At 60.8% G+C, this 19918-nt stretch carries 21 protein-coding genes and 1 tRNA gene; 12 read left to right on the forward strand and 10 right to left on the reverse strand.

What is annotated here, in order from left to right:
- Positions 1–42: 42 nt before the first annotated feature.
- On the forward strand, positions 43–1701 hold the full coding sequence (locus ACFQJC_RS10195; protein WP_390223225.1) for a potassium channel family protein: 1659 nt from the start codon (positions 43–45) through the stop codon (positions 1699–1701).
- Positions 1702–1899: 198 nt separating this feature from the next.
- On the opposite strand, the gene ACFQJC_RS10200 is transcribed toward ACFQJC_RS10195, so the two are convergent.
- Together ACFQJC_RS10200 and ACFQJC_RS10205 are read right to left on the reverse strand one after the other, a co-directional pair.
- On the reverse strand, positions 1900–2736 hold the full coding sequence (locus ACFQJC_RS10200; protein ID WP_390223226.1) for a cytochrome c oxidase subunit 3: 837 nt from the start codon (positions 2734–2736) through the stop codon (positions 1900–1902).
- 174 nt (positions 2737–2910) lie between these two features.
- Positions 2911–3987, reverse strand: a complete 1077-nt coding sequence (locus tag ACFQJC_RS10205) for a phytoene/squalene synthase family protein (RefSeq protein ID WP_390223227.1) — start codon at positions 3985–3987, stop codon at positions 2911–2913.
- A gap of 102 nt (positions 3988–4089) precedes the next feature.
- Between ACFQJC_RS10205 and ACFQJC_RS10210 the strand changes: the two genes are divergently transcribed.
- On the forward strand, positions 4090–5232 hold the full coding sequence (locus tag ACFQJC_RS10210; RefSeq protein WP_390223228.1) for an acyl-CoA dehydrogenase: 1143 nt from the start codon (positions 4090–4092) through the stop codon (positions 5230–5232).
- Positions 5233–5238: 6 nt separating this feature from the next.
- Here the strand turns inward: ACFQJC_RS10210 and ACFQJC_RS10215 are convergent, their stop codons facing one another.
- Positions 5239–5553, reverse strand: a complete 315-nt coding sequence (locus tag ACFQJC_RS10215; protein WP_390223229.1) for a DNA-binding protein — start codon at positions 5551–5553, stop codon at positions 5239–5241.
- Between the two features lie 123 nt (positions 5554–5676).
- Here ACFQJC_RS10215 and ACFQJC_RS10220 point away from each other — a divergent pair, with 123 nt between their 5' ends.
- Positions 5677–7452, forward strand: a complete 1776-nt coding sequence (locus tag ACFQJC_RS10220; protein WP_390223230.1) for a glycoside hydrolase family 13 protein — start codon at positions 5677–5679, stop codon at positions 7450–7452.
- 95 nt (positions 7453–7547) lie between these two features.
- Entirely contained in the window at positions 7548–7823 is a 276-nt protein-coding gene (locus ACFQJC_RS10225; RefSeq protein ID WP_390223231.1) for a DUF7111 family protein, read from the forward strand.
- A 2-nt stretch (positions 7824–7825) separates the two neighbouring features.
- Here ACFQJC_RS10225 and ACFQJC_RS10230 read toward each other — a convergent pair whose 3' ends face one another.
- On the reverse strand, positions 7826–8500 hold the full coding sequence (locus ACFQJC_RS10230) for a protein sorting system archaetidylserine synthase (RefSeq protein WP_390223233.1): 675 nt from the start codon (positions 8498–8500) through the stop codon (positions 7826–7828).
- A 117-nt stretch (positions 8501–8617) separates the two neighbouring features.
- Between ACFQJC_RS10230 and ACFQJC_RS10235 the strand changes: the two genes are divergently transcribed.
- Entirely contained in the window at positions 8618–9061 is a 444-nt protein-coding gene (locus tag ACFQJC_RS10235; RefSeq protein WP_390223234.1) for a cupredoxin domain-containing protein, read from the forward strand.
- A gap of 79 nt (positions 9062–9140) precedes the next feature.
- On the opposite strand, the gene ACFQJC_RS10240 is transcribed toward ACFQJC_RS10235, so the two are convergent.
- Genes ACFQJC_RS10240 through ACFQJC_RS10255 form a run of 4 tightly spaced genes read right to left on the reverse strand, consistent with a single transcriptional unit; the run spans position 9141 to position 11617 of the window.
- On the reverse strand, positions 9141–9791 hold the full coding sequence (locus tag ACFQJC_RS10240) for a 30S ribosomal protein S3ae (RefSeq protein WP_390223235.1): 651 nt from the start codon (positions 9789–9791) through the stop codon (positions 9141–9143).
- A complete protein-coding gene (locus ACFQJC_RS10245; RefSeq protein WP_390223236.1) occupies positions 9784–10032 on the reverse strand; it encodes a KEOPS complex subunit Pcc1 in 249 nt (82 codons plus the stop codon). The genes ACFQJC_RS10240 and ACFQJC_RS10245 overlap by 8 nt, the downstream gene beginning before the upstream one ends.
- Positions 10029–11144, reverse strand: coding sequence for an exonuclease (locus tag ACFQJC_RS10250; RefSeq protein WP_390223237.1), 1116 nt, complete (start codon positions 11142–11144; stop codon positions 10029–10031). The genes ACFQJC_RS10245 and ACFQJC_RS10250 overlap by 4 nt, the downstream gene beginning before the upstream one ends.
- Before the next feature lie 5 nt (positions 11145–11149).
- Positions 11150–11617, reverse strand: a complete 468-nt coding sequence (locus tag ACFQJC_RS10255) for a 30S ribosomal protein S15 (protein WP_390223238.1) — start codon at positions 11615–11617, stop codon at positions 11150–11152.
- Positions 11618–11840: 223 nt separating this feature from the next.
- Here ACFQJC_RS10255 and ACFQJC_RS10260 point away from each other — a divergent pair.
- Positions 11841–11912, forward strand: a tRNA-Ala gene (locus ACFQJC_RS10260).
- Between the two features lie 607 nt (positions 11913–12519).
- Here the strand turns inward: ACFQJC_RS10260 and ACFQJC_RS10265 are convergent.
- Both ACFQJC_RS10265 and ACFQJC_RS10270 read right to left on the reverse strand, forming a co-directional pair.
- Positions 12520–12771, reverse strand: a complete 252-nt coding sequence (locus ACFQJC_RS10265) for a hypothetical protein (protein WP_390223239.1) — start codon at positions 12769–12771, stop codon at positions 12520–12522.
- Between the two features lie 151 nt (positions 12772–12922).
- Positions 12923–14269, reverse strand: a complete 1347-nt coding sequence (locus tag ACFQJC_RS10270; protein ID WP_390223240.1) for a bacterio-opsin activator domain-containing protein — start codon at positions 14267–14269, stop codon at positions 12923–12925.
- Between the two features lie 175 nt (positions 14270–14444).
- Here ACFQJC_RS10270 and ACFQJC_RS10275 point away from each other — a divergent pair, with 175 nt between their 5' ends.
- From ACFQJC_RS10275 to ACFQJC_RS10300, 6 genes are all read left to right on the forward strand, one after another.
- Positions 14445–15800 carry a metallophosphoesterase gene (locus tag ACFQJC_RS10275; RefSeq protein WP_390225583.1) on the forward strand — a complete coding sequence of 452 codons (1356 nt, stop codon included), beginning with the start codon at positions 14445–14447 and terminating at the stop codon, positions 15798–15800.
- Between the two features lie 206 nt (positions 15801–16006).
- Positions 16007–16510, forward strand: a complete 504-nt coding sequence (locus ACFQJC_RS10280; protein ID WP_390223241.1) for a DUF7287 family protein — start codon at positions 16007–16009, stop codon at positions 16508–16510.
- An 8-nt stretch (positions 16511–16518) separates the two neighbouring features.
- Positions 16519–17148 (forward strand): DUF7288 family protein, encoded by a 630-nt coding sequence (locus ACFQJC_RS10285; RefSeq protein WP_390223242.1) that lies wholly within the window; start codon positions 16519–16521, stop codon positions 17146–17148.
- On the forward strand, positions 17142–18527 hold the full coding sequence (locus ACFQJC_RS10290) for a DUF7261 family protein (RefSeq protein ID WP_390223243.1): 1386 nt from the start codon (positions 17142–17144) through the stop codon (positions 18525–18527). Before ACFQJC_RS10285 ends, ACFQJC_RS10290 begins: the two co-directional genes overlap by 7 nt.
- Entirely contained in the window at positions 18524–19000 is a 477-nt protein-coding gene (locus ACFQJC_RS10295) for a DUF7266 family protein (RefSeq protein WP_390223244.1), read from the forward strand. Before ACFQJC_RS10290 ends, ACFQJC_RS10295 begins: the two co-directional genes overlap by 4 nt.
- Positions 18997–19737, forward strand: a complete 741-nt coding sequence (locus tag ACFQJC_RS10300) for a DUF7289 family protein (RefSeq protein WP_390223245.1) — start codon at positions 18997–18999, stop codon at positions 19735–19737. The genes ACFQJC_RS10295 and ACFQJC_RS10300 overlap by 4 nt, the downstream gene beginning before the upstream one ends.
- Positions 19738–19918: the final 181 nt, after the last annotated feature.

The following is a 19918-nucleotide window of genomic DNA, read 5'->3' on the forward strand; positions in this document are numbered from 1 at the left end:
TCGGCAGAGGTCTTTTAGACGGCGACGGCCGAAGACGAGTGTATGTCTATTTCGGGCGACGGACCGGGGTTGTCCAAGACGAAACGAAACCTCGGGCGATACCTCGCGGCGGCAGCGACCGCGATTCTTCTCTACGCAATCGTCTATCAGTGGGCGCTCGGCTACTTCACGAACGAGACGACGACGTTCCTGCAGGCGCTCCACGTCGTCGTCGAGACGTTCACGACGACTGGGTACGGCGAACAGGCGGGCGTTTGGGAGGAAACGCCGCCGCTACTCGCGCTCTCGATTGTGATGCAGTTGACCGGTGTGGTCACCGTCTTTCTCGCACTGCCACTGTTTCTCGTCCCCCTCGTCGAAGACGCGTTGCGGACCGACCCGCCCACGTCGTCGGCGCTCGCCGAGCACGTCGTCATCTGTACGTTCACTCCGAGAGGCGACGCACTGGTGGACGAACTCGAATCGATGGACGTGCCGTACGTCATCGTCGAGGCCGACCGCGACGTGGCCGAAGAACTCTACGCCGAGGACTACACCGTCGTCCACGGCGAACCCGAGTCGGTCGAAGCGCTGGAGGCCGCGAACGCGAGCGAGGCGCTCACCATCGTCGCCGACGACGACGACGAGACGAACGCGAGCATCATCCTCGCCGCGAAACAGGCCGCGCCGGACTGCCGCGTCGTCAGTCTCATCGAAGACCCCCACGTCGCCGACTACCACCGCTACGCCGGCGCGGACGCCGTCGTCTCGCCGCGGCGACTCCTCGGCGAGAGCCTCGCCGGGAAGGCGACCACCTCTGTCAGCACCGAACTCGGTGACGCCGTCGAGATTGGCGAAGACTTCGAAGTCGCAGAGATGCTCGTCCAGCGCGGCAGTCCCGTCGAAGGCAAACGCATCGCCGACAGCGGCATCGCCGACCTGACCGGGGCGAACGTCATCGGCGCGTGGTTCTCCGGGGAGTTCGTCTCTCCGCCCGCTCCCGATGCAGTCATCGACGAACACACCATCCTGCTCGTCGTCGGCCGCGAGAAGCAACTGGAGCAACTCCGCGAGTTGACGCTCTCGTCTGCGCGTCGATTCCGTCGCGGGGCGATACTCATCGCCGGCTACGGCGAAGTTGGCTCGACGGCGGCCGAAACGCTCGCGGGCGCTGGTGTCCCGCACGTCGTCATCGACCTCGAAGACAAACCCGGCGTCGATATCGTCGGCGACGTGACGGACCCGCAGACGCTCATCGAAGCGGGGGTCAAAGAGGCCCGTGGCGTGTTGCTCGCGCTCAACGACGACACGACGGCCGTGTTCGCAACGCTCGTCTCCGAACGCGTCTCCGAGGAGACGGAGGTCATCGCGCGCGCCAACGAGACCGAGAGCATCGCCAAACTCTACCGCGCGGGAGCGGACTACGTCCTCGCGCTCTCGACGGTCGCGGGTCGGATGCTCGCTTCGACCGTGCTCGACGAGGAGGTCATCGCCCCGCAGTCACAGATCGAACTCGTCCGAACGCACGCCGAGAAACTGGTCGGAAAGACGCTCGCCGAGGCGGACGTTCGCGCGAAGACCAACTGTACGATTATCGCCGTCAAACGCGACGGCTCGCTCCTGACCGAAATCGGTCCGGACTTCAGAATCGGCGTGGACGACGAACTCATCGTCGCGGGTATCGACCAAGACATCTACCGCTTCAACGAGCAGTTCGGCTGAGAAAGTCGCGGCGACGTGTGAACTCCGTGGCGCGCAAGAACGTTGCTCGCGCCAACACAGACGAGAGCACGAGCACCTGGGCGAACCAGGACAACCCATGGCAGGTGGTCGCTCGAACTCTCGCCGTGTAGCGATGCTGTGTCTTCGACGGGTCGCCTAAAAAGAATCGGTCGAAGTCGTGTCGGTGACGCGAGACGATTACGCGCCGACTTCTGCGCCGACGTAGAGGACGACGACGAGGAAGATCCACACCACGTCCACGAAGTGCCAGTACATCGATGCCGTGCTCACCGAGACGTGGCGCTCGCCGGAGTACTGCCCGCGGAGTGCGCGAACGAACACGATTCCGAGGAGCACCGCACCGAGCGTGACGTGAAGTCCGTGCAGGCCGGTGAGACCGAAGAAGGCCGACCCGAAGATGCCGGAGGTGAGGGTGAAGCCTTCCTCGATGATGAAGATGTAGTACTCGTAGACCTGCCCGCCGATGAAAATCGCACCGAGGAGGAGCGTCACGGCGAGACCGAGCAGGAAGTTCTGGCGGTTACCCTTCTGGAGCGCGCCTTCCGCCCAGTGGAGCGTGAAACTCGACAGGATGAGCAGACCGGTGTTGACCAGCACCAACGACCCGACGAGGTGCGGAAGCTCCTGCGGCGGCCACGTCCCCGCGCGGATGAAGAAGTAGTAGCCGAACAGCGCACCGAACGTCCCGAGTTCGGACCCGAGGAACGCAATCATCCCCCAGCGGAGTTTGTTCTCGTCGTGCTCGCTCCGGTCGCGGCTCCAGAAGCCCTTGACGAACGCGTGATAGAGCCACCCGAATAGCCCGACGAGGAAGACCCCAATACTGCCGGCGGCGACACCGACCGCGGTCGTCTGTCCAATTCCCATGACGTACAGGGCAGCGGCGACGTAGATTCCCGCACCGCCAGCTGCAGTGACGAACGGCCACCAACTCGCCTCACCGAAACCCCGCGGCCAATCCTCTACCGCGGGCAGGTGGTGTCCGTGGTCGTCGTGTCCTTCTTCCGAAGTCATAGCCGACCGTTGTGGTTCGGTTACTAAAAATCCTCCCAAGCGCGTCCGTGAGTGGTTCACGAATCAAACTGCGCGACGCCGCCGTCGTGCGTACTGATTGGCCGATGGAGACGACGGTTCGCCGTTGCAGAAGGCGTCGCTGACGGCGGCGAGTCGGTCGAAATAGAGCGCCCCCTATTCGACGTTCATCGGTGCGCGGTGGAACGGTTGCTGCGAGATGGTCTCGCGCAGTTCGCCGAGCGCCGCGTGGTTGTTCTCGTTCATCGCCGCCATCACGGCGAACACCTCTTGCCGGGAGACTTTGACGCCCTTCCCCGTGACCGCCGCTTCGGGGTTTGCGAGGAGTTCGCGGAGCGTCCCGACCGCGAGGAGGAACGGAATCCCCCACGCTTCGAGCGTGTTGCCGTCGCGGAGCGGAACCGTCTCCAAGTAGGTCTGTGCGTCGTCGAGGAGCGAGCGCGCGTGGTCAGCGGTCCGCTTGACGACCGAAGCGGTTCTCGCTTCGTGCTCGGCCGCGACGACCTCTTCCTGCGGGACGCCCGCGTCGTCCAGCCACTCGGCGGGGAGATAGACGTTGTTCTCCGTGGTGTAGTCGTCGTACACGTCCTTGGCGATGTTGACCAGTTGGAGGAGTTGGCCGAACTCCTCGGCGGTGTCGTAGAGACGCGAACGACGCTCGCTGTCGATGTTCCCGCGCGTCACGAGGTTCGTGATGAGGTTGCCGACGGTGCCGGCCACGTAGTAGCAGTACTCTTCGAGTTCGTCGCGCGACTGGATTCGAAGGCCGCCGATGTGGGCGTAGCGTTCGACGAACATCGCCATGCCGGTGACGAGTTCTCGAACCGGCGGTGTGACCGCCTCGTGAACGTCCTCGGGAAGCGCCTCGAACGTCCGGAAGATTCGGGGCGCGTTGGCGACGACGTCCCAGTCGGCCGACCGCTCTGCTTCGGCCGGGATGTGTGGTTCGACCGCGGTGACGAACTCGTCGATGTCGGTGTCGTCTTCGGGGTCGAGCGCGCGGTCGTAGAGTCGTAAGAGGTGTGCCTGCTCGTCGGGGGCAATCGACGACGAATCTTCGATAGTGTCGGGGATACGGCAGAGGAGATATCCAATACAGATGTACGAAGACATCGGCTCATCGAGGACGTTCACGGTCAAAGCAAAGGTCCGTGAGACGCCTTGGACAGCATCGTGACACCACGTGAGGTCGTCGTCAGTTGCCGGTGGCCTGGCATCGGCGTGTTGAGACATTCGAAGTATCCGATTCTAAGGAGGGAGGGATAAAAAGTTTCGTGGGGAATTCCACCGCCCTGCGAGGGAAAACCATAAGCATAGTCAATGAAAGAATCACGCATGGATTTCTCCCTTACTGCCGAGCAAAAGCAAATCCGGGATATGGTGGCCGACTTCGTTGACGAGGAGGTGAAACCCCGTGCGGCGGAAATCGACGAGACCGACGAGTTCCCCGCCGACCTCGTCGAAGAGATGGGCAAACTCGGACTGATGGGCATGCCGTTCCCCGAGGAGTACGGCGGTGCTGGATTGGATTACCACTCCTACGCCATCGGTCTCGAAGAGATTTCGCGCGGCTCCGGTGGACTCGGCACCATCGTCGCCGCCCACACGAGTCTCGCGGGCAACATGCTCTACGAGTTCGGGAACGAAGAGCAGAAGCAGACCTACCTGACGCCCGTCAACGAAGGCACCGACATCGGCGCGTTCGCCCTTTCGGAACCCGGTGCAGGGAGCGACGTTCCCGCGATGGAGACGACGGCGAAGAAAGACGGCGACGAGTACGTCGTCAACGGCGGCAAGCTCTGGATTTCGAACGGCTCGGTCGCTGATACGGTCGTCCTCTTTGCGAAGACCGACCCCGACGCGGGCAACAAAGGCATCTCGTCGTTCGTCGTCCGCCCCGAGGAAGACGACGGCTTCATCGTCGAAGGCACGGAGCACAAACTCGGCGACAAGGGCTGTCCGACCGCCGAACTCCGCTTCGACGACATGCGCATCCCCGCCGACCGCCTGCTCGGCGACGAGGGCGACGGGTTCATCCACGCCCTGAAGACGCTCAACGGCGGCCGAATCACCATCGCCGCGCGTTCCATCGGTATCGCCCGCGCCGCCCTCGACGACGCAGTCACGTACGCCGGCGAGCGCGAACAGTTCGACCAGCCAATCGGCGAGTTCCAGGCTATCAAGCACAAACTCGCCGACATGGACACGAAGGTGCAGGCCGCGAAACTCCTCATGCACAAGGCCGCGGACCTGAAGATGCGCGACGAGACGTTCATCAAAGAGGCCGCACAGGCCAAACTCTACGCCAGCGAAATCTCCCGCGAAGTCGCCAACGAGGGCATCCAGATTCACGGCGGCTACGGCTACACCAAGGACTTCGCCGCAGAGCGCTACTACCGCGACGCCAAACTCAACGAAATTTACGAGGGGACGAGCGAGATTCTCCGCAACACCATCGGCGACTGGCTGCAGAAGTAATCGGTCTCAGTTCGCGGTCTCTTCTTCGGCTTTGGTCGTCTTTCGTTCGCTGTTTTCCACACGCTCTGAGAGCCACGCGTAGTACGATTCGACTCGGCTCGCGCCGCCGTCGCTGAGTGCGTACACGTCGTAGATTCCTTCCGTTCGCCGTTCGAGGTGGCCCGCGTCCACGAGCGCTTCGAGCGTCATGTAGAACGATTGCGGGTCGAGGCGGGTGTCGTAGTAGCGCTCCAGTCGCGTCTTCAACTTCTGACTCCGGAGTTCGCCCGCGTCGTAGAGAATCGCACACAGGTCGCGGCGGCGGCCGCTCTGAAACCACATACGCGTAGGTCGGAGGTGGGCTATTCGTCAGTTTCGTTCTGTTGCCGGTATCGAACTCACGTGTGACCGACTGTCGGTGAGGAAGATTAATTCGGACTCGAACTATCTTCGATAACAGTTCGAATGGCACCCCACAGCACTGGTTCGCCCGAGGCACCTGACGAGCGATGGTGGAAAGAGGCCGTCGCCTATCAGATTTATCCGCGAAGCTTCAACGACAGCGACGGAGACGGCATCGGTGACATCCCGGGTATCACAGAGAGAGTCGAGTATCTGGACGCGCTCGGAATCGACGTCGTCTGGCTCTGTCCAGTGTACGCGTCGCCCCAAGCCGACAACGGTTACGACATCAGCGACTATCGCTCGATTGCAGCCGAGTTCGGGACGATGGACGATTGGGACGCCCTTCTGGAGGCGCTACACGCCCACGATATGCGACTGCTCATGGACCTCGTCGTCAACCACACGTCCGACGAACACGAGTGGTTCCAGCGGTCTCGTCGCAGGGACGGCGCGTACGAGGACTACTACTACTGGCGTGACGGGGGCGAGGACGAACACGGAGACCCCACGCCGCCGAACAACTGGGGGTCGTTCATGGGCGGGTCGGCGTGGACGTACGACGAGCTGCGCGGCCAGTGGTACCTTCATCTCTACGACGAGAAACAGCCGGACCTGAATTGGCGTAACCCCGAGGTGCGTGACGAGATTGCGTCGCTCGTCGAGTGGTGGCTGGAAAAGGGAATCGACGGCTTTCGACTCGATGCCATCAACGTCATCTCGAAACCGGAGGGTCTCCCGGACGGGAGCGGCGACACGCACCCAACCGGGGTCGAACTGTTCAGCCACGGTCCACGCGCCCACGACTACCTCCGTGAACTCTACGACCGGACGTTCGCGGACTACGACGTCGTGACCGTCGGCGAGATGGGAGAGACGACGGTCGATATCGCCTCGGAGTACATGGGTGGAGACGGCGTCGGACTGGACATGCTCTTCCACTTCGAACACATGGACGTGGATGTCGGCCCCCGTGGACGGTGGGACCCCGAGGGATGGGGCGACTGGAGCCTTCCGGAGTTCAAGCGAATCATGAGTCGGTGGCAGACCCAACTCGAAGCGGGCTGGAACGCACAGTACCTCGGCAATCATGACCAACCGCGAATCGTCTCTCGGTTCGGCGACGTTGCCGAGCGAAGCTCGGCAGCCCAACAGACGTCGTCTGTTGACGACGAAAGGTATCGAATCGAGAGCGCGAAGCTCCTTGCGACGTTCCTCTTGACCACGCACGGAACGCCCTTTATCTACCAAGGTGAGGAGATTGGCATGACGAACGCTACATTCGAGACGTTCGACGAACTCGACGACCCGATGATGATCGGTGCCGTCGAGGACTACGTCGCCGCAGGGAAGGCTGATTCACCCGAGGAACTGCGCGACTTCTGGAACTTCCAGAGTCGTGACCACGCCCGGACGCCGATGCAGTGGTCGAACGACGAACACGCGGGCTTTACCGACGGCGAACCGTGGTTCGCCGTGAACGAGAACTACCGCGATATCAACGTCGAGGCGGCCCGGAGCGACGAGCAGTCGATTTGGCACCACTACCGGCGACTCATCGACCTTCGACACGACGAAGTCGCTCTCGTCTACGGCGAGTACGAACTGCTACTTCCCGACCACGAGCAGGTGTACGCGTACACCCGGACGCTTGACGAGTCCCAGATACTGGTTGTACTCAACTGGTCGGACGAACCCGCGACGGTCGATTTCGGTCACACCGACGGAGACCTCGATGTATCCGACCTCCGCGTTCGTCTCTCGAACTACGACGAGACGCCGTCAACACCCGGCGAACGACCGCTCCGTCCCTTCGAAGCAGTCGTGTATCGGAACTAATTCGCGGCATCGGTCACCTCGTATCCGGGGTCCGAAATTCAGTCTCCCCCGACAGAACCGGTAGTTTAGACAGGCCGTACTCCCAAGCCACCCTCATGAGCGAATCTGTGGCAGAAGCAAACGACATCACTGCCCGCTACTACGTCACCGACGACGAACGCGTCCTCGAATTCGAAGCCAATGGCAAGACAGCGGCGGTCGCCCAGAACATCTCGGGCTACGCGATGCTGAAAGTCCGACCGACCGTCGATGGCGACGAACTGGAACGCTACTACGGGTTCGACATGGCGCTCGACCACGCGGCGGAACTGCTCGGCGTCTCGCCGCACGACCTGCCGATTCCGGACGACGCCGAAGACATGGGGATGTAACTCTAACTTCCCCAGTAAAACCGCGGCCCCAAGAACAGATAGCCGAGCGCGAGAAACAGCAGTCCGAACGCGAACCCCATTCCGAGTCTGCCCGAGAGCAGAATTGCGAGTCCCTGCACGACGCCCATCACGAGCGCGTCTTGTGCGTGCAAGTCGGGGTAGACAACGTCAGAAATCATGAGCAGCGCGAGAATTCCGGTAAGGACGACGAGTAGCATCGGTTCGACGAAGCCGACGAGGACGCCCGCAGAGAGAATCGTCGCGGCGAGCGTCGTCGGCACGCCAACCGTCTTGTCGCTGTCGCTGTCGTAGGCGGTATAGAGCGCGAGTCTGACGACGGCCATGGCGACGAAGAAGGCGGCGACGGCGACGCCCGCGACGACGCGCAGTTGGTCGAACCCCCACGCCTCGCGGACGACGGCGGCGACGAGCAGTGCGGGCGCGACGCCGAACGAGGCGACGTCGGCGAGTGAATCGAGATACGGCCCGGCGTCACTACCGCCGTAGCGTCGGGCGAGTACGCCGTCGAGTCCGTCGGCCATCGCACCGAGGAGGATGACTTTGGCGGCCAGTCGCACGTCGATTGCCGTCAGGACGGCGGCGACGAAGCCGAGGGCTGCGTTCCCGGCGGTCACGACGTCGGCGACCCCCAATCGGCCGACGAATCGGGGCTTCATACCGTGTGGATTGCGGACCGCCCCTTTGCCTTTTACGTTTGGCCGCGCTTCGGCGTTTGGTCGCGCTTCGGCACGTGAACCACGCGAGATTTATTCCTCGCGTTCTGAACCCATCGTATGCGAGACGAGCGGCCCGGATTCGGGCAACAGACGCGTCGTCGATTCCTCGCCACCGCAGGTGCCGCCGCGACGGCCGGCCTCGCAGGGTGTGCGACGGTTCTCTCCCCCGACGACGAGTACGACGTGGGAATGACCGCCGTCGCGTTCACGCCGCCGACTATCACCGTCGAAGTCGGCGACGAAGTCGTCTGGCAGAACACGAGTTCGCGCGGCCACACCATCACCGCCTACGAGAACACGCTCCCGGATGGCGCGGAATTCTTCGCCACCGGCGGCTACGAAGACGAGCAGACCGCCCGCGACGCCTACTCGAACGAAATCGGCGGTCTCATCAACAGCGGCGAGTCTTACTCCTACACCTTCGAGACGCCCGGCGAGTACCAGTACTTCTGTATCCCGCACGAACAGGCCGGGATGGTCGGCACCGTCGTCGTCGAATAGTCGCTTCTACACGCTCGATACGGCAGGCGCTCAGCGGTAAGCGTCGTAAAAACGTGAGAATCTGCGTCGCGGAGACGACTTACTCTTCGTCGTCTTCGAGTGCGACGTCTTCTTCGTCGATATCGACGGCGGCCTCTTCTTCGGCTTCGACTTCCGAGGGGTGCGCTTCGAGGCTGAACTTCTGGACCTCGACGCGGCGAAGCGGGTAAATCGTCTTCGCGTCGGCGTAGATCGCCGAGGAGAGACGACCTTCGACGACGCTCTCGATGACCTCGTTGAAGGTGTGGTTGACCGCGGCTTCGCGGGTGAGCTTCGTCATGATGCGACGAATCTCCTGTTCTTGGCTACGGTCTGCCTTCTTCGTCGTGAAGGCGACGGGCTGGAGCTGGACGCGGTAGTCGTCCTTCGTCAGCACCGTGACGTTGGCCTCGATTTTCGAGGCACCGCGACGAACGAGACTACGGAGGTAGTCTCGGGTGAGTTCTTGCTGGACGAACTCGGTGTAGGCAGCGTCGCTGCCGACGTCGTTCACCTTGAAGGTGAGCTTGACGTTGTTCGCGCCCTGGTCGTTGTTGAGTTCGCCAAGGGTCGTTTCGACGGTTCGGCCGTAGACCTTCTCAGGCTCGTTGGCGAATGTTTCGCCGAGTTCCTGACGGTCAAAGTTCTCGGGAGCGATGAGGGTGTACCATCGCTTTCCGCGCTTCTGCTTCGAGACGGATCGTTCACTCATGATTTGTGTCTGTGTGCGTTCGGGTGTCGTCGATGACGGTCTGTGCGACCGTGACGTTGACGACGTAATCATCGACCGTGGACTGGAGTCCACCGGTCGAATCGCGTTCAATTGTCGCAACGAGCGTGTTCCCTTCGACTGTGGTGTGCATCGAGTCGGTGTTGTCGGGTTCGACTGCCGCACGGACGACCTCGGGGTCGTCGTGCGTCGTCCGCAGGTGTGCGCGACGAGTCGAACTCATCGGCGTACCTCCCTGACTGCCGAGACGATATCCTTCGGTTCGACCGCGGGGTCGAACGAGAGCGTGGCTTCCGCGGGGCCGCCGGTCGCCGTCGCCTCACCGAGTTCGGTTGCGGCGGCGGCGAGTTGCTCGTCAAGCCCGGCGGGACCGGTCGAGACGAGCGCGGCGGCACCGGCTCCGACCGCGAGAACGGTCGGTTCGGGTGCGCGGAAGTCGCGGGCGAGACGCGCGACAGTCGCAAGCCGGCCGGGCGAACTGAGGTCGCACGAGAGCGCGTAGAGGCTCTCGTAGCGTCCCGTCGTCGCCCCGCGGAGCGCGGCGTGGACTGCTTGTGCGTGGTCGCGCCACGCATCGAGTGCGGTCTCACGAACGTCGTGGCCGAGTGCGAGCGCGATTGCGACGCCCGGCGACTCACGAACGGTCGCATCGAGCACGTCGGCGAATCCACCGACGGTCTCGAACGGCCCGTTCGGAGTGACGTTCGGGTGAAGAATGCGCTCGACGGCGGTCGCGGCCTGTGGCGTCGCGTCACCGGTCGTCGCATCGAGTGCGACGGCGGAAGCGACGTTGCGGTGTGCGTCCGCGTCGAGTTCGGCCGGCAGCGACAGTTCGGCGAGTAACGCCTGCGTCGCCTCGCGGTCACCGGACCACGGTGCGTGGACGAGCGTCGAGTGGGCGAGTCCGTCGGCGAGGTCTGCCGTCGGAACGGCAACTCCGGGACGGGACTCGACTCCCTGCTCGGCCATCGCGGCTTCGAGGTCGGCGTCCGGTTCGTCACCGGCGGCGTGGAAGCCGGCCAGTGCGCAGACCGGGTCGGGTTCGACGCCCAGTTCGCGGACGACTGTCGCCGCGTCGGTGGGGTCGAGTTCGAGGTCGGACGACTCGTCCGACGTGCCGACAGTGACCGTGAGGTCGTCGTCTGTCGCGGCCTCGGGAGCACCGGTCGCTCGAATGCGGAAGGGAACGTGTCGCGTCGAGAGTGCCCGGCCGAGAACACCTGCTGCTGCGACGGCCGAACCGCTGGCGTGCACGCGGAGACGAACGAACGTCGCCTCGCTGAGCGCCGCGGCGGCGTCGGGAGCAGGCGTCTGTTCGGCGGGACTCATCGACATCTAGGTTATCCTTCGAGGAGTTCGACTGCGACGTCGTAGCTGTACGTGAAGTCCTCGTCGAGCTTGTCGCCACGGTAGTAGGCGACCAGACGGCGAATCTTCGACTCCGTGTTCTGGAGTGCGCGACGGTTGGACTTGTCCTGCTGGTTCTCCTCCATGTGTTCGCGGAGGCGAACGGCGCGTTCCATCAGGTTCCGGAGGTCCTCGGGGAGTTCGGGTGCCGCGTCGTTCTCTTCGAGGATGGTGGAGACTTTCTTGCCGGTTGCGAGCTTGACGTTGGGGACCGGAACGCCCTTGACGCCTTCGTCGCGCAGGGAGAGACCAATCTGGCTGGGGTCCTTACCCTGTTCAGCAAGTTCGACGACGCGTGCTTCGATGTCGCTCGCGTCAACGTCGCTCCACTCCGGGGCTTCGTCTGCCACCGGCTTGTCCGAACCGGACGAGCCACGGCGGCGGGTGTGCATTCGTGCCATTGTTGCGGGTTGGAACCGCACTGACCGCAGAAACGAGTACCCCGTAGTCGCATACACGACTACCGGGGCACTACCGCAATCCCAAGCCCAAAACGGGCGAGTCAGATTTGCGGCCGTGCTGGATTCCCACCGGAGTGTCCACGTTCGGCGGGTTAAATCGTTTCGACTCGTCGCCAGCGAGAATCGAAGGGCTTCTAAACGACTGGCGGCTCTACAGATGTGCGGGCTCGTAGATCAGGGGTAGATCACTCCCTTGGCATGGGAGAGGCCCCGGGTTCAAATCCCGGCGAGTCCACTCACATCCTTTCGGTCGTTTCACTCCCTCCAGTCGTTCGTGGACTCGCCTTACTCCCACTCGCTGCGCTCGCGGGAGTCCCGGCGAGTCCACTATTCTCCGCGACACCATACTCTGAGCAGTGGCTCCGTCAGGAGCCCTGCGATTCCTCTCGGTGGCGCGTAAGATAGTGTCTGTTCGAGACGGGATTTGAATCAGGGAGCGGGAGGTGAGCGAGCACCGCGAGCGAACGGAAGCGACTGGGGTTCAAATCCCGGCAAGACGGAGTCTTGCCGTACTCCCACTCGCTGTCGTCTGCGGGAGTCCCGTGAACTTCGTTCACGACCTTCGCAAACCATCGGTTTGCTCAGTCCCGGCGAGTCCACTCACATCCTTTCGATCGTTTCACTCCCTCCAGTCGTTCGTGGACTCGCCTTACTCCCACTCGCTGCGCTCGCGGGAGTCCCGGCGAGTCCATTTCTAAACGAAGTGAAGAAATTGACGAGCTGAGCATTTGGCTCGCCAAACGCGTGAATTTGAACCACTTCCAGTCGGACACAACGAGCACTGCGAGAGGTCGTTGCTCCCAGTTCAGTGGTTCACAGACGTACAAAAGCGTCAGTTTGTGCTATACCCAGTCGCCCGGAAAGACGTGCCTGTGAGTTGTCAGCAACACCATCGCGGACCTGACGCGTTCGAACTCCGGCCCACACGTGAACACCTCTAAGTCGGGATTCCAGTGAATGTATCCCCCGGAGGCCAGTTTCGGTAAGTGAACGTGCCGGAGAGCGATTTCCACTTCTGATTTAGAGGGCGCCTCGACGACGAAGTCATCGACCGAGAATCGGTGTTCGGGGTCGGCGTAGGCGAGTTCGAGCATTATCCAGCGGCGGTGTGAGTGGGAGAGCACGTCGAAGAGTAGGTCTTGTGAACCTCTCCCACCCGGAAGAGACGTATCGACAGTGGTGCTCGGTTCGGTCAGGTACATGATTCTGGCAGACGTTGCTCGGTATGGGGTTTAGACTTTGAGGCTAGGTATCTAGCCCCCCGAAGAACCAGCGCGTTAGTTTCGATTCGGCAAGCCGGAGGTGGCGAAGCCACGTCGAAGTCGCAATATCCATGGACCCCGCGATATCCTCAGCGTTACTTTCTCGCGGCCACTCGAAGTACCCCGCGAGATACGCCGCGCGCAACGTCTCGGTCTGACGGGAAGTAAGCTCATCTCTAAGTGAATCACGTGACTGTAAGGTCGTAACGATGGGCCGGTCGAGCGTGCGCTTTGCGACGACTGACGCCGTCGGGTATTCTCCGAGGAAGGAGTCGATGAGTTCGTTGAGGTCGGCGTCGGCGCCAATCTCGGCAACCACCGTCGTCACACCGTTCTCGCTTCGGAGAGACTTCCCATTCGCACCCGTTTCGACGACCGTCTGAATCGGCGAGTGGTCCACGACGAGTTCGAGGAGTGTTTCGGTGTCGGATTCGGAGACGACACGGCAGTGGCTCACGTCGTCGAACTCCGTCACGAACTCATCGATATCCTCTGGGACCGCACAGGTGACCGTCACGTAATTGAGCAAATTCCCCTCGGATATCGACACCATTCCCTCGAAATCACATCGACACTCTAACTCACGCGAAAGCTCGCCGAAGGCGTTGCCATCAGTGAGTTCGAACTCGATTTCGACGACCGAGTCGGCGGTGAGCGTCCGCTGATATCGCTCGCTTTTGGCTTGCTCTGCTTTCAGTGCGGTCATCGTCTTCCGGCGCTCGGTGATATCTCGGAGCACCGAGAGATGGCGGCCTGGGAGGATGTTCGGTGTGGCACTGAACTCGACAGTCCGAACCGTCCCGTCGGAGCGAACGAGCGGAAAGACCCCCGTTTCGAGAGCGGACGCTTGGAATTCGTTCCACGCCTCTTCGAAATTGTACCCCTCGGCGGCGAAGTCAGAAATCGTTCGGCCGAGCAGTTGGTCTCTGGATAGACCGAAGAGTTCGCATGCTGCGGGGTTGGCATCGACGTATCGAGCGTCGTCGTCGGCGATGAGAATCGCGTCGAACGCCTCGTCGAACACGGCTCGAAACTGCCGCTCGCTACGGACGACCTCGGTGACAGTCCTCGGCGATACCGAACCGTCTGTCGTTGTCGATTCCGGTGGGAGCGTTCGCAACCACCACACTTGCTCTCCGGCCTCGATTCGTTTCGTCCCGAGTACGCCATCGGCGAACGACGCCGCTAATTCGTGCGCTACTGCATCGACCGTACAGTCGATTTCGTCGGCAAGTTCGATTGCGGTGTACGGTTCGCTTATCTCGGCGGCTTCGAACACAGTTCGAATTTTCTCACGTAATCCCGAGGGGGACCCTGCACTACTCGTCATGCGATAGATACGGTCGCAAGTCGATTAGCGGTGACGTCGCTCGGGACGTCGAATGCGCTCTCCCGTCGGGATTCTTGAACGTGGCAGCTAGGCTATACTCTCACTCCACGTACTCTACTCGCAAGCGTCGGAAGTCTTCGCCGTGGCTGGTGAAGACCCGACCGATGCGAACCACATGGCCTCAGATTCGACAGAACCATCGACCCGGTTCTACTTCATCAGCGACCTGCACATCGGCGGCGACGAACAGTTAGCGACCGTCGATTTCGAGGACGAACTCCTCGCATTCCTCCGGAAACTCGAAACGACCGACGAGGACGCCGAACTCGTCGTCAACGGCGACGCCTTCGGGTTGTGGGAGTTCACCGAACTGGAGGGCATGGAGAAGTTCGACGCGCTCGTGGATCACTACCCCGAGTTGTTCGCACAGCTCAAAGCGACCGGTGAGAACGTGAAAATCACGTTCATGCCCGGGAACCACGATTACGAACTCGCGTGTTACCCGGAGTACATCGAGCGACTGGCCGAGTACAACGTCACACTCGAACAGGAGGTCGTCCTCACGCGCGAGGTCGCCGACCGACTCCTCTGGATCGAACACGGCCAACAACGCGACCCGAACAATCGAAGCCCCGATTTCGGGAACCCCTACGCCAATCCGCCGGGCTACTTCGTCAACCAACACATCACGAGCAAGGCCGGCCAGCTCTCGGACCGCGGGAAGTTCAACTGGCTGAAAGACATCCAATCGGTGACGCCGATGACCGAGATTCCCGATTGGATGATTTCGAACTACTTCTATCGGGAGATGAGTCCGTTCCTCCGCTATGCGGTACTGCCGTTCCTCCTGCTGTTCAACGTCAGCCTCCTCTATCTCGTCATGTTCGTCCTCGCGGCGACGGGTATCTGGGCGCTCCCGGCCGAGACTGCCGATTGGCTCTTCAGGTATCTCGGTCCTCTCGGAGCGTTCGTGGACGTGGTTCTCGTGATCAACATCATCATCATCGCGCTACTCACGCTCTTGGCGATACCGGGGTTCTTCTTCGTTCGAGACGCTCGAAAGACACTCAAACGATTCGGGCTGGTCGAGACCGGCGAACCGGAGGAAGTCGCGGACAAGTACGCCGATGGCGCGCGTGAGGTGTTCGCCGAACATCCCGAAGTCGCGGTGTTTCTCTACGGACACACACACCGCGCGTCGCTCATAGAAGTCGATGATAGAGTCGTCTTGAACACGGGGACGTGGCTGAAGCGACTCAACCGAAGGTCCGTGGTCTTCGGATTGCTCCCCTGGGTGTTTTACCCCTCGTTCCGCTTGAACTACTACCGTATTTACGAAGCAGACGGCGACGTAGTCATCGAGTACCACCTCGTCGATAAACCGAATCCGAAAGACCTGACACGTCTAGAGCGAGTGTTGACGTTTGCACCACCCACTGACCACTCGATTCCCGAACGTACCGTCGTCGAATCGGGGAAAATGTCAACCGAGTCGGCGAACGAAGCGGAACTGTTCGAGGACGTGACCTGATTCGAAAAATCGACACCTTCCATCTCTTGAGAGGGCATCTCCCGTCCAGAATCCACGTCGCACGACGATAGTCGGTTACCGTGTACCCTCTTCTTCTCAATTCGACGGGATTACCGGCGATACCTTTTTGAACTATCGAGAATAGTGATATTCATCCGAACGCCAATGGGTGGTGGCCTCCAAAACATGCGAGCCGTGTGCTAAATATGAGCTTTAATACGAATCGAGTCCTCCGGAGAGTTCTCCCGCAGAACCTCGGGGACGAACGCGGCCAAGCACTGCAGGATTACGCGTTGGGTATCGGAATCTTCATCGTAAGTGTTGCAATCGTCCTCTCGTTTATTCCATCCATCCTGGCACCGTTCAACGCACCCATCGACGATAGCGTCACGGCCAGAGCCGACCGAAGTGCAGACAGACTGACATACTCGCTTTCAGAGGAACGACAGCCGAACATTTTGAACACGAGCGATACGGAGTATCTCTTCGAAAATTTGGGTTCGAGTGAGAACCTTCGAGAGTATCTCGGGCTGTCAGCGACGACGAAAATCAACGTGACGATTCACGACCCTGCGACCGACGAGATTGCGACGGTGAACTCAGTTCGACTCGCCGCTGGACAGCCGTACGGTGATACCCCAATTGCAGCATCGTCTCGTATCGTTCTTATCGAAGACCAGCCGTACCGATTGACGGTTCGACTATGGTGAGACAACGTATGGACGAACGAGGACAAGCGTACGCGCTCGAAGGGTTCATGGCTGCGATTCTTCTGTTTACGGCCCTCCTATTCTCGATGCAAGCGGTGATTCTCACGCCGACGACCGCGGGTACTGTTGACCAAGACGTAAAGACCCAAATCCGTGCAGAGGCCCACGATAACCTCGTCATCGCAAACGGCCAAGGCGAACTCGAACACCTCGCACTCTACTGGAACAACAGCACGGGAACGTTTGCCCACGCGTACAACAATTTGGTTGGGTACAATACGAAACCACCGTGTGGAAGAGCACCCGACGCCGCGACACCCAAGTGTGAAGACTTCGGAGAACGGTTGAACGCGACGTTCACTTCCCGAGGGTTCGTGTACAATCTCTACCTCGACTATCGGAGTGCGACGAACATCCAACAGACGGAATCGACGACAGTCGTCTACCGCGGAACCCCGTCGTCGAACGCAGTCACTGCGACGTTCAGAGTGGTGCTCTACGACGAGATGGTGCTCAGGTCACCTGAAGATGCGGACGGTCGGCCGCTCTCGCAACTCGGTCCCGACGAGTTCTACGCGAGCGACATCGACCCAGGACCGGTGTACAACATCGTGGAGGTGCGCATCGTCGTATGGTGAGGCGTGAATCCAGAGCCCAACTAATTTTGGTTGCGGCTATCGTCATCGGCATCAGCATCATTGGATTCGTCGTCATCCTCAACACCGTTCTCTACACGGAGAACGTGACGAGTCGCAGTGCAATCGCCTCGACCAACTCCGGTCTCACGAGTCAACTGAGCCTTCGGTCGAACGCCCCGATTTACATCCACCACGAGAATCAAAACCAGTCCAGTAGTACACCGAGTGGAATCCAGAGCGCAATCAACGATAGTTTGGCCCACTACGGGGACCTCATCGAAATTTCACGGGTACAGCAAGAGCCGACGTCGATAGAGATAGAAACTATCGGGACACCCGACACGGGTGCGCTCGTCGTTCAGGACGACTCGACGCGGGATTTCACGAATCGAAACAACGACGCCAACTGGACACTGGACGATGCCGCTGCAGTCCGACAGTTCACGATTTTCCTCGACAACGATTCGTTAGTCGCTGACAGCAACTCGGAACACGCCTTCGCAGTGAACGTGACCGAATCTGCCGGGTCGTACCAACAGCTCAGATTCTCTCGGACGGCGTCGGGCAACGTGACTATCGAACGGACCGGTGACACCACGGGGCAGTGTGAAATCGAACCGGCAGACGACGAACTGAAGATCGACCTCTGGTCGGGGAGCGTTCCCGGAACCTCCTGTACGTTTGCCGGCGCTGATTCGATGAGCACGCCCGAAATTACGTACACGAACGCCGACAACGCTACTGGGAGCTACCAGTTGCTGATGAACGACACTACCGTTCCGAATGGTGGTCGATACGCATCCGGCGGGTCAGACTCGCCCCGGTTGACGTACGTCGTGTACCGCGCAAACATCTCTTCGACGTACGCAACGCCCGAACTCGTCCAAGAGTCGCGGATGGAAGTCGTGGTGTACGAACCAGGGAGTTCGTCCCGATTAGCTGGCGGCATCGACTCGACTGGCGGAGCAGTTGGTGGCGAAAGCACCAGCACGCCGACGCCGACACCTACAACTGCTACGCCGACGCCGACTCCCACGCCGCCGCCGTCGAACCAACCGCCGTCGTTGGACACGCTCGACGCGAGTACGGTCTGTAACAACTGGGAATCGGGATTCTTCGGCCCGAGATGTACGGCGCGGGATGTCACAGTCTCGTGGACTGCCTCCGACCCGAATGGTGATTCGGACATCGAATCTGTCGAAATCCGCGTCATAAACGAACACCTGTTCGGCGAATCAGAGGTGGCGTCCACGACGATTACGTCTGGTGACCTGACGGACCAGACCGAGACCCTCTCGCTTAGCGGCGATGCCGACAGGGTGGTCGTCGTGGTCACCGACGACGACGGGGAGACCGACACCAGTGTTGAACGATTATGAGATGGAACGAACTCACTGCCGACGAGACGGCGACGACGACGCCCCTGACGTACGTTCTGACCCTTGGTATCACGACGGTCTTGATTGCCGGACTTATCGCGGGGGCGAGCGGAGCAATCGAAGACCAGCAGCGAACGTCAGTCGAGCGGCAACTCACCGTCGTTGGCGAGCGTCTCGCGAACGAAATCACGGGTGTAGACCGACTGGTCTACACGAGTTCTAAATCGACGATTACGCTCAAGACGACACATCCCACGCGAGTCGTCGGTTCACGCTACTCTATCGAGATGAAAAACGGTGGCCCACCCTGCCAGCAGAATCAGTGTATCGTCCTCAACTCCACGAGTCCAGCGGTCACGGTCACTGTCTCGTATACGACTGACGCCACCGTCGAAGAGAGAGTCGTCCGAGGCGGTCCAGTGTCGGTTAACTACAACACATCGACGCGTAACATCACAATCGAGGAACGATGAGACGACTGGACGACCGTGGTGTGAGTGAGGTAATCGGGTTCGTGCTGGTGTTCGCACTCATCGTCTCTTCGATAAGCGTCTTCTACATCACTGGGAATACCGCGCTCACGTCGTTGAAGGACGACGAACAGATAAATAACGGCGACCGAGCGTTCATCGCGATGGCCGAGAACATGAACGACCTCTTGAACGCTCGGGGACCCCAGCGTGAAGGCGAAATCAAACTCGCGGGGGGGACGATGTCATTCAACGATACGAGTGCACTCTCTCTCAAAATCGAGGCTGGTGGGACGACAATTGGTCCTCAATCAGTCAGTACGGGTTCACTCGTCTACCAGTTGAACGATGAAGCAATCTGGTACGAGTCGGGGGGAGTTTTCAGAGAAAGTTCGGTATGGTCCACGATGAAACGAGAGCCAGGGCTTCTCTGTACACCGTCCCACGCCATTATCTCGACTGTCTCGCTGTCGCTCGAAACGAACGCCACCTCCGTTTCGAGAGAGGGGACCGTCCTAATCGTCGGACGGCGCGCGGGAACGAACGTCGTCTATCCGGCCACTGGATTCGAAGACTCGGGGATGAAAAATGCGACGCTCACCGTCACGTCACAGAACGACGATGCGTGGGAGGAGTATCTGACCGAGACTGGGTGGGACAAGACGGGAACGAACCAGTACAGTTGTACTGCTGAGAACATGCTGGTCCGCGAGTCGCTCGTCCAAGTCAAGATTCTCTAGTACCGCGTAAATAGCGTTCTGTCAGACGAAATCCCCTGCGCAAAGCACACTCACCTGTTGGTTCGGTTCGACAGACCGGGTCTCACCAATGGCGGTGCGTAGCCCGCTCTGTATCTCTCTCGATAGTGGACGTAAGCTGGCCGAGTCGCGTGCGTCGCTGTCGTCTGCGCAAGGGTCGATT

Source organism: Haloferax namakaokahaiae, from assembly GCF_042663225.1.
Classification (GTDB): Archaea; Halobacteriota; Halobacteria; order Halobacteriales; family Haloferacaceae; genus Haloferax; species Haloferax namakaokahaiae.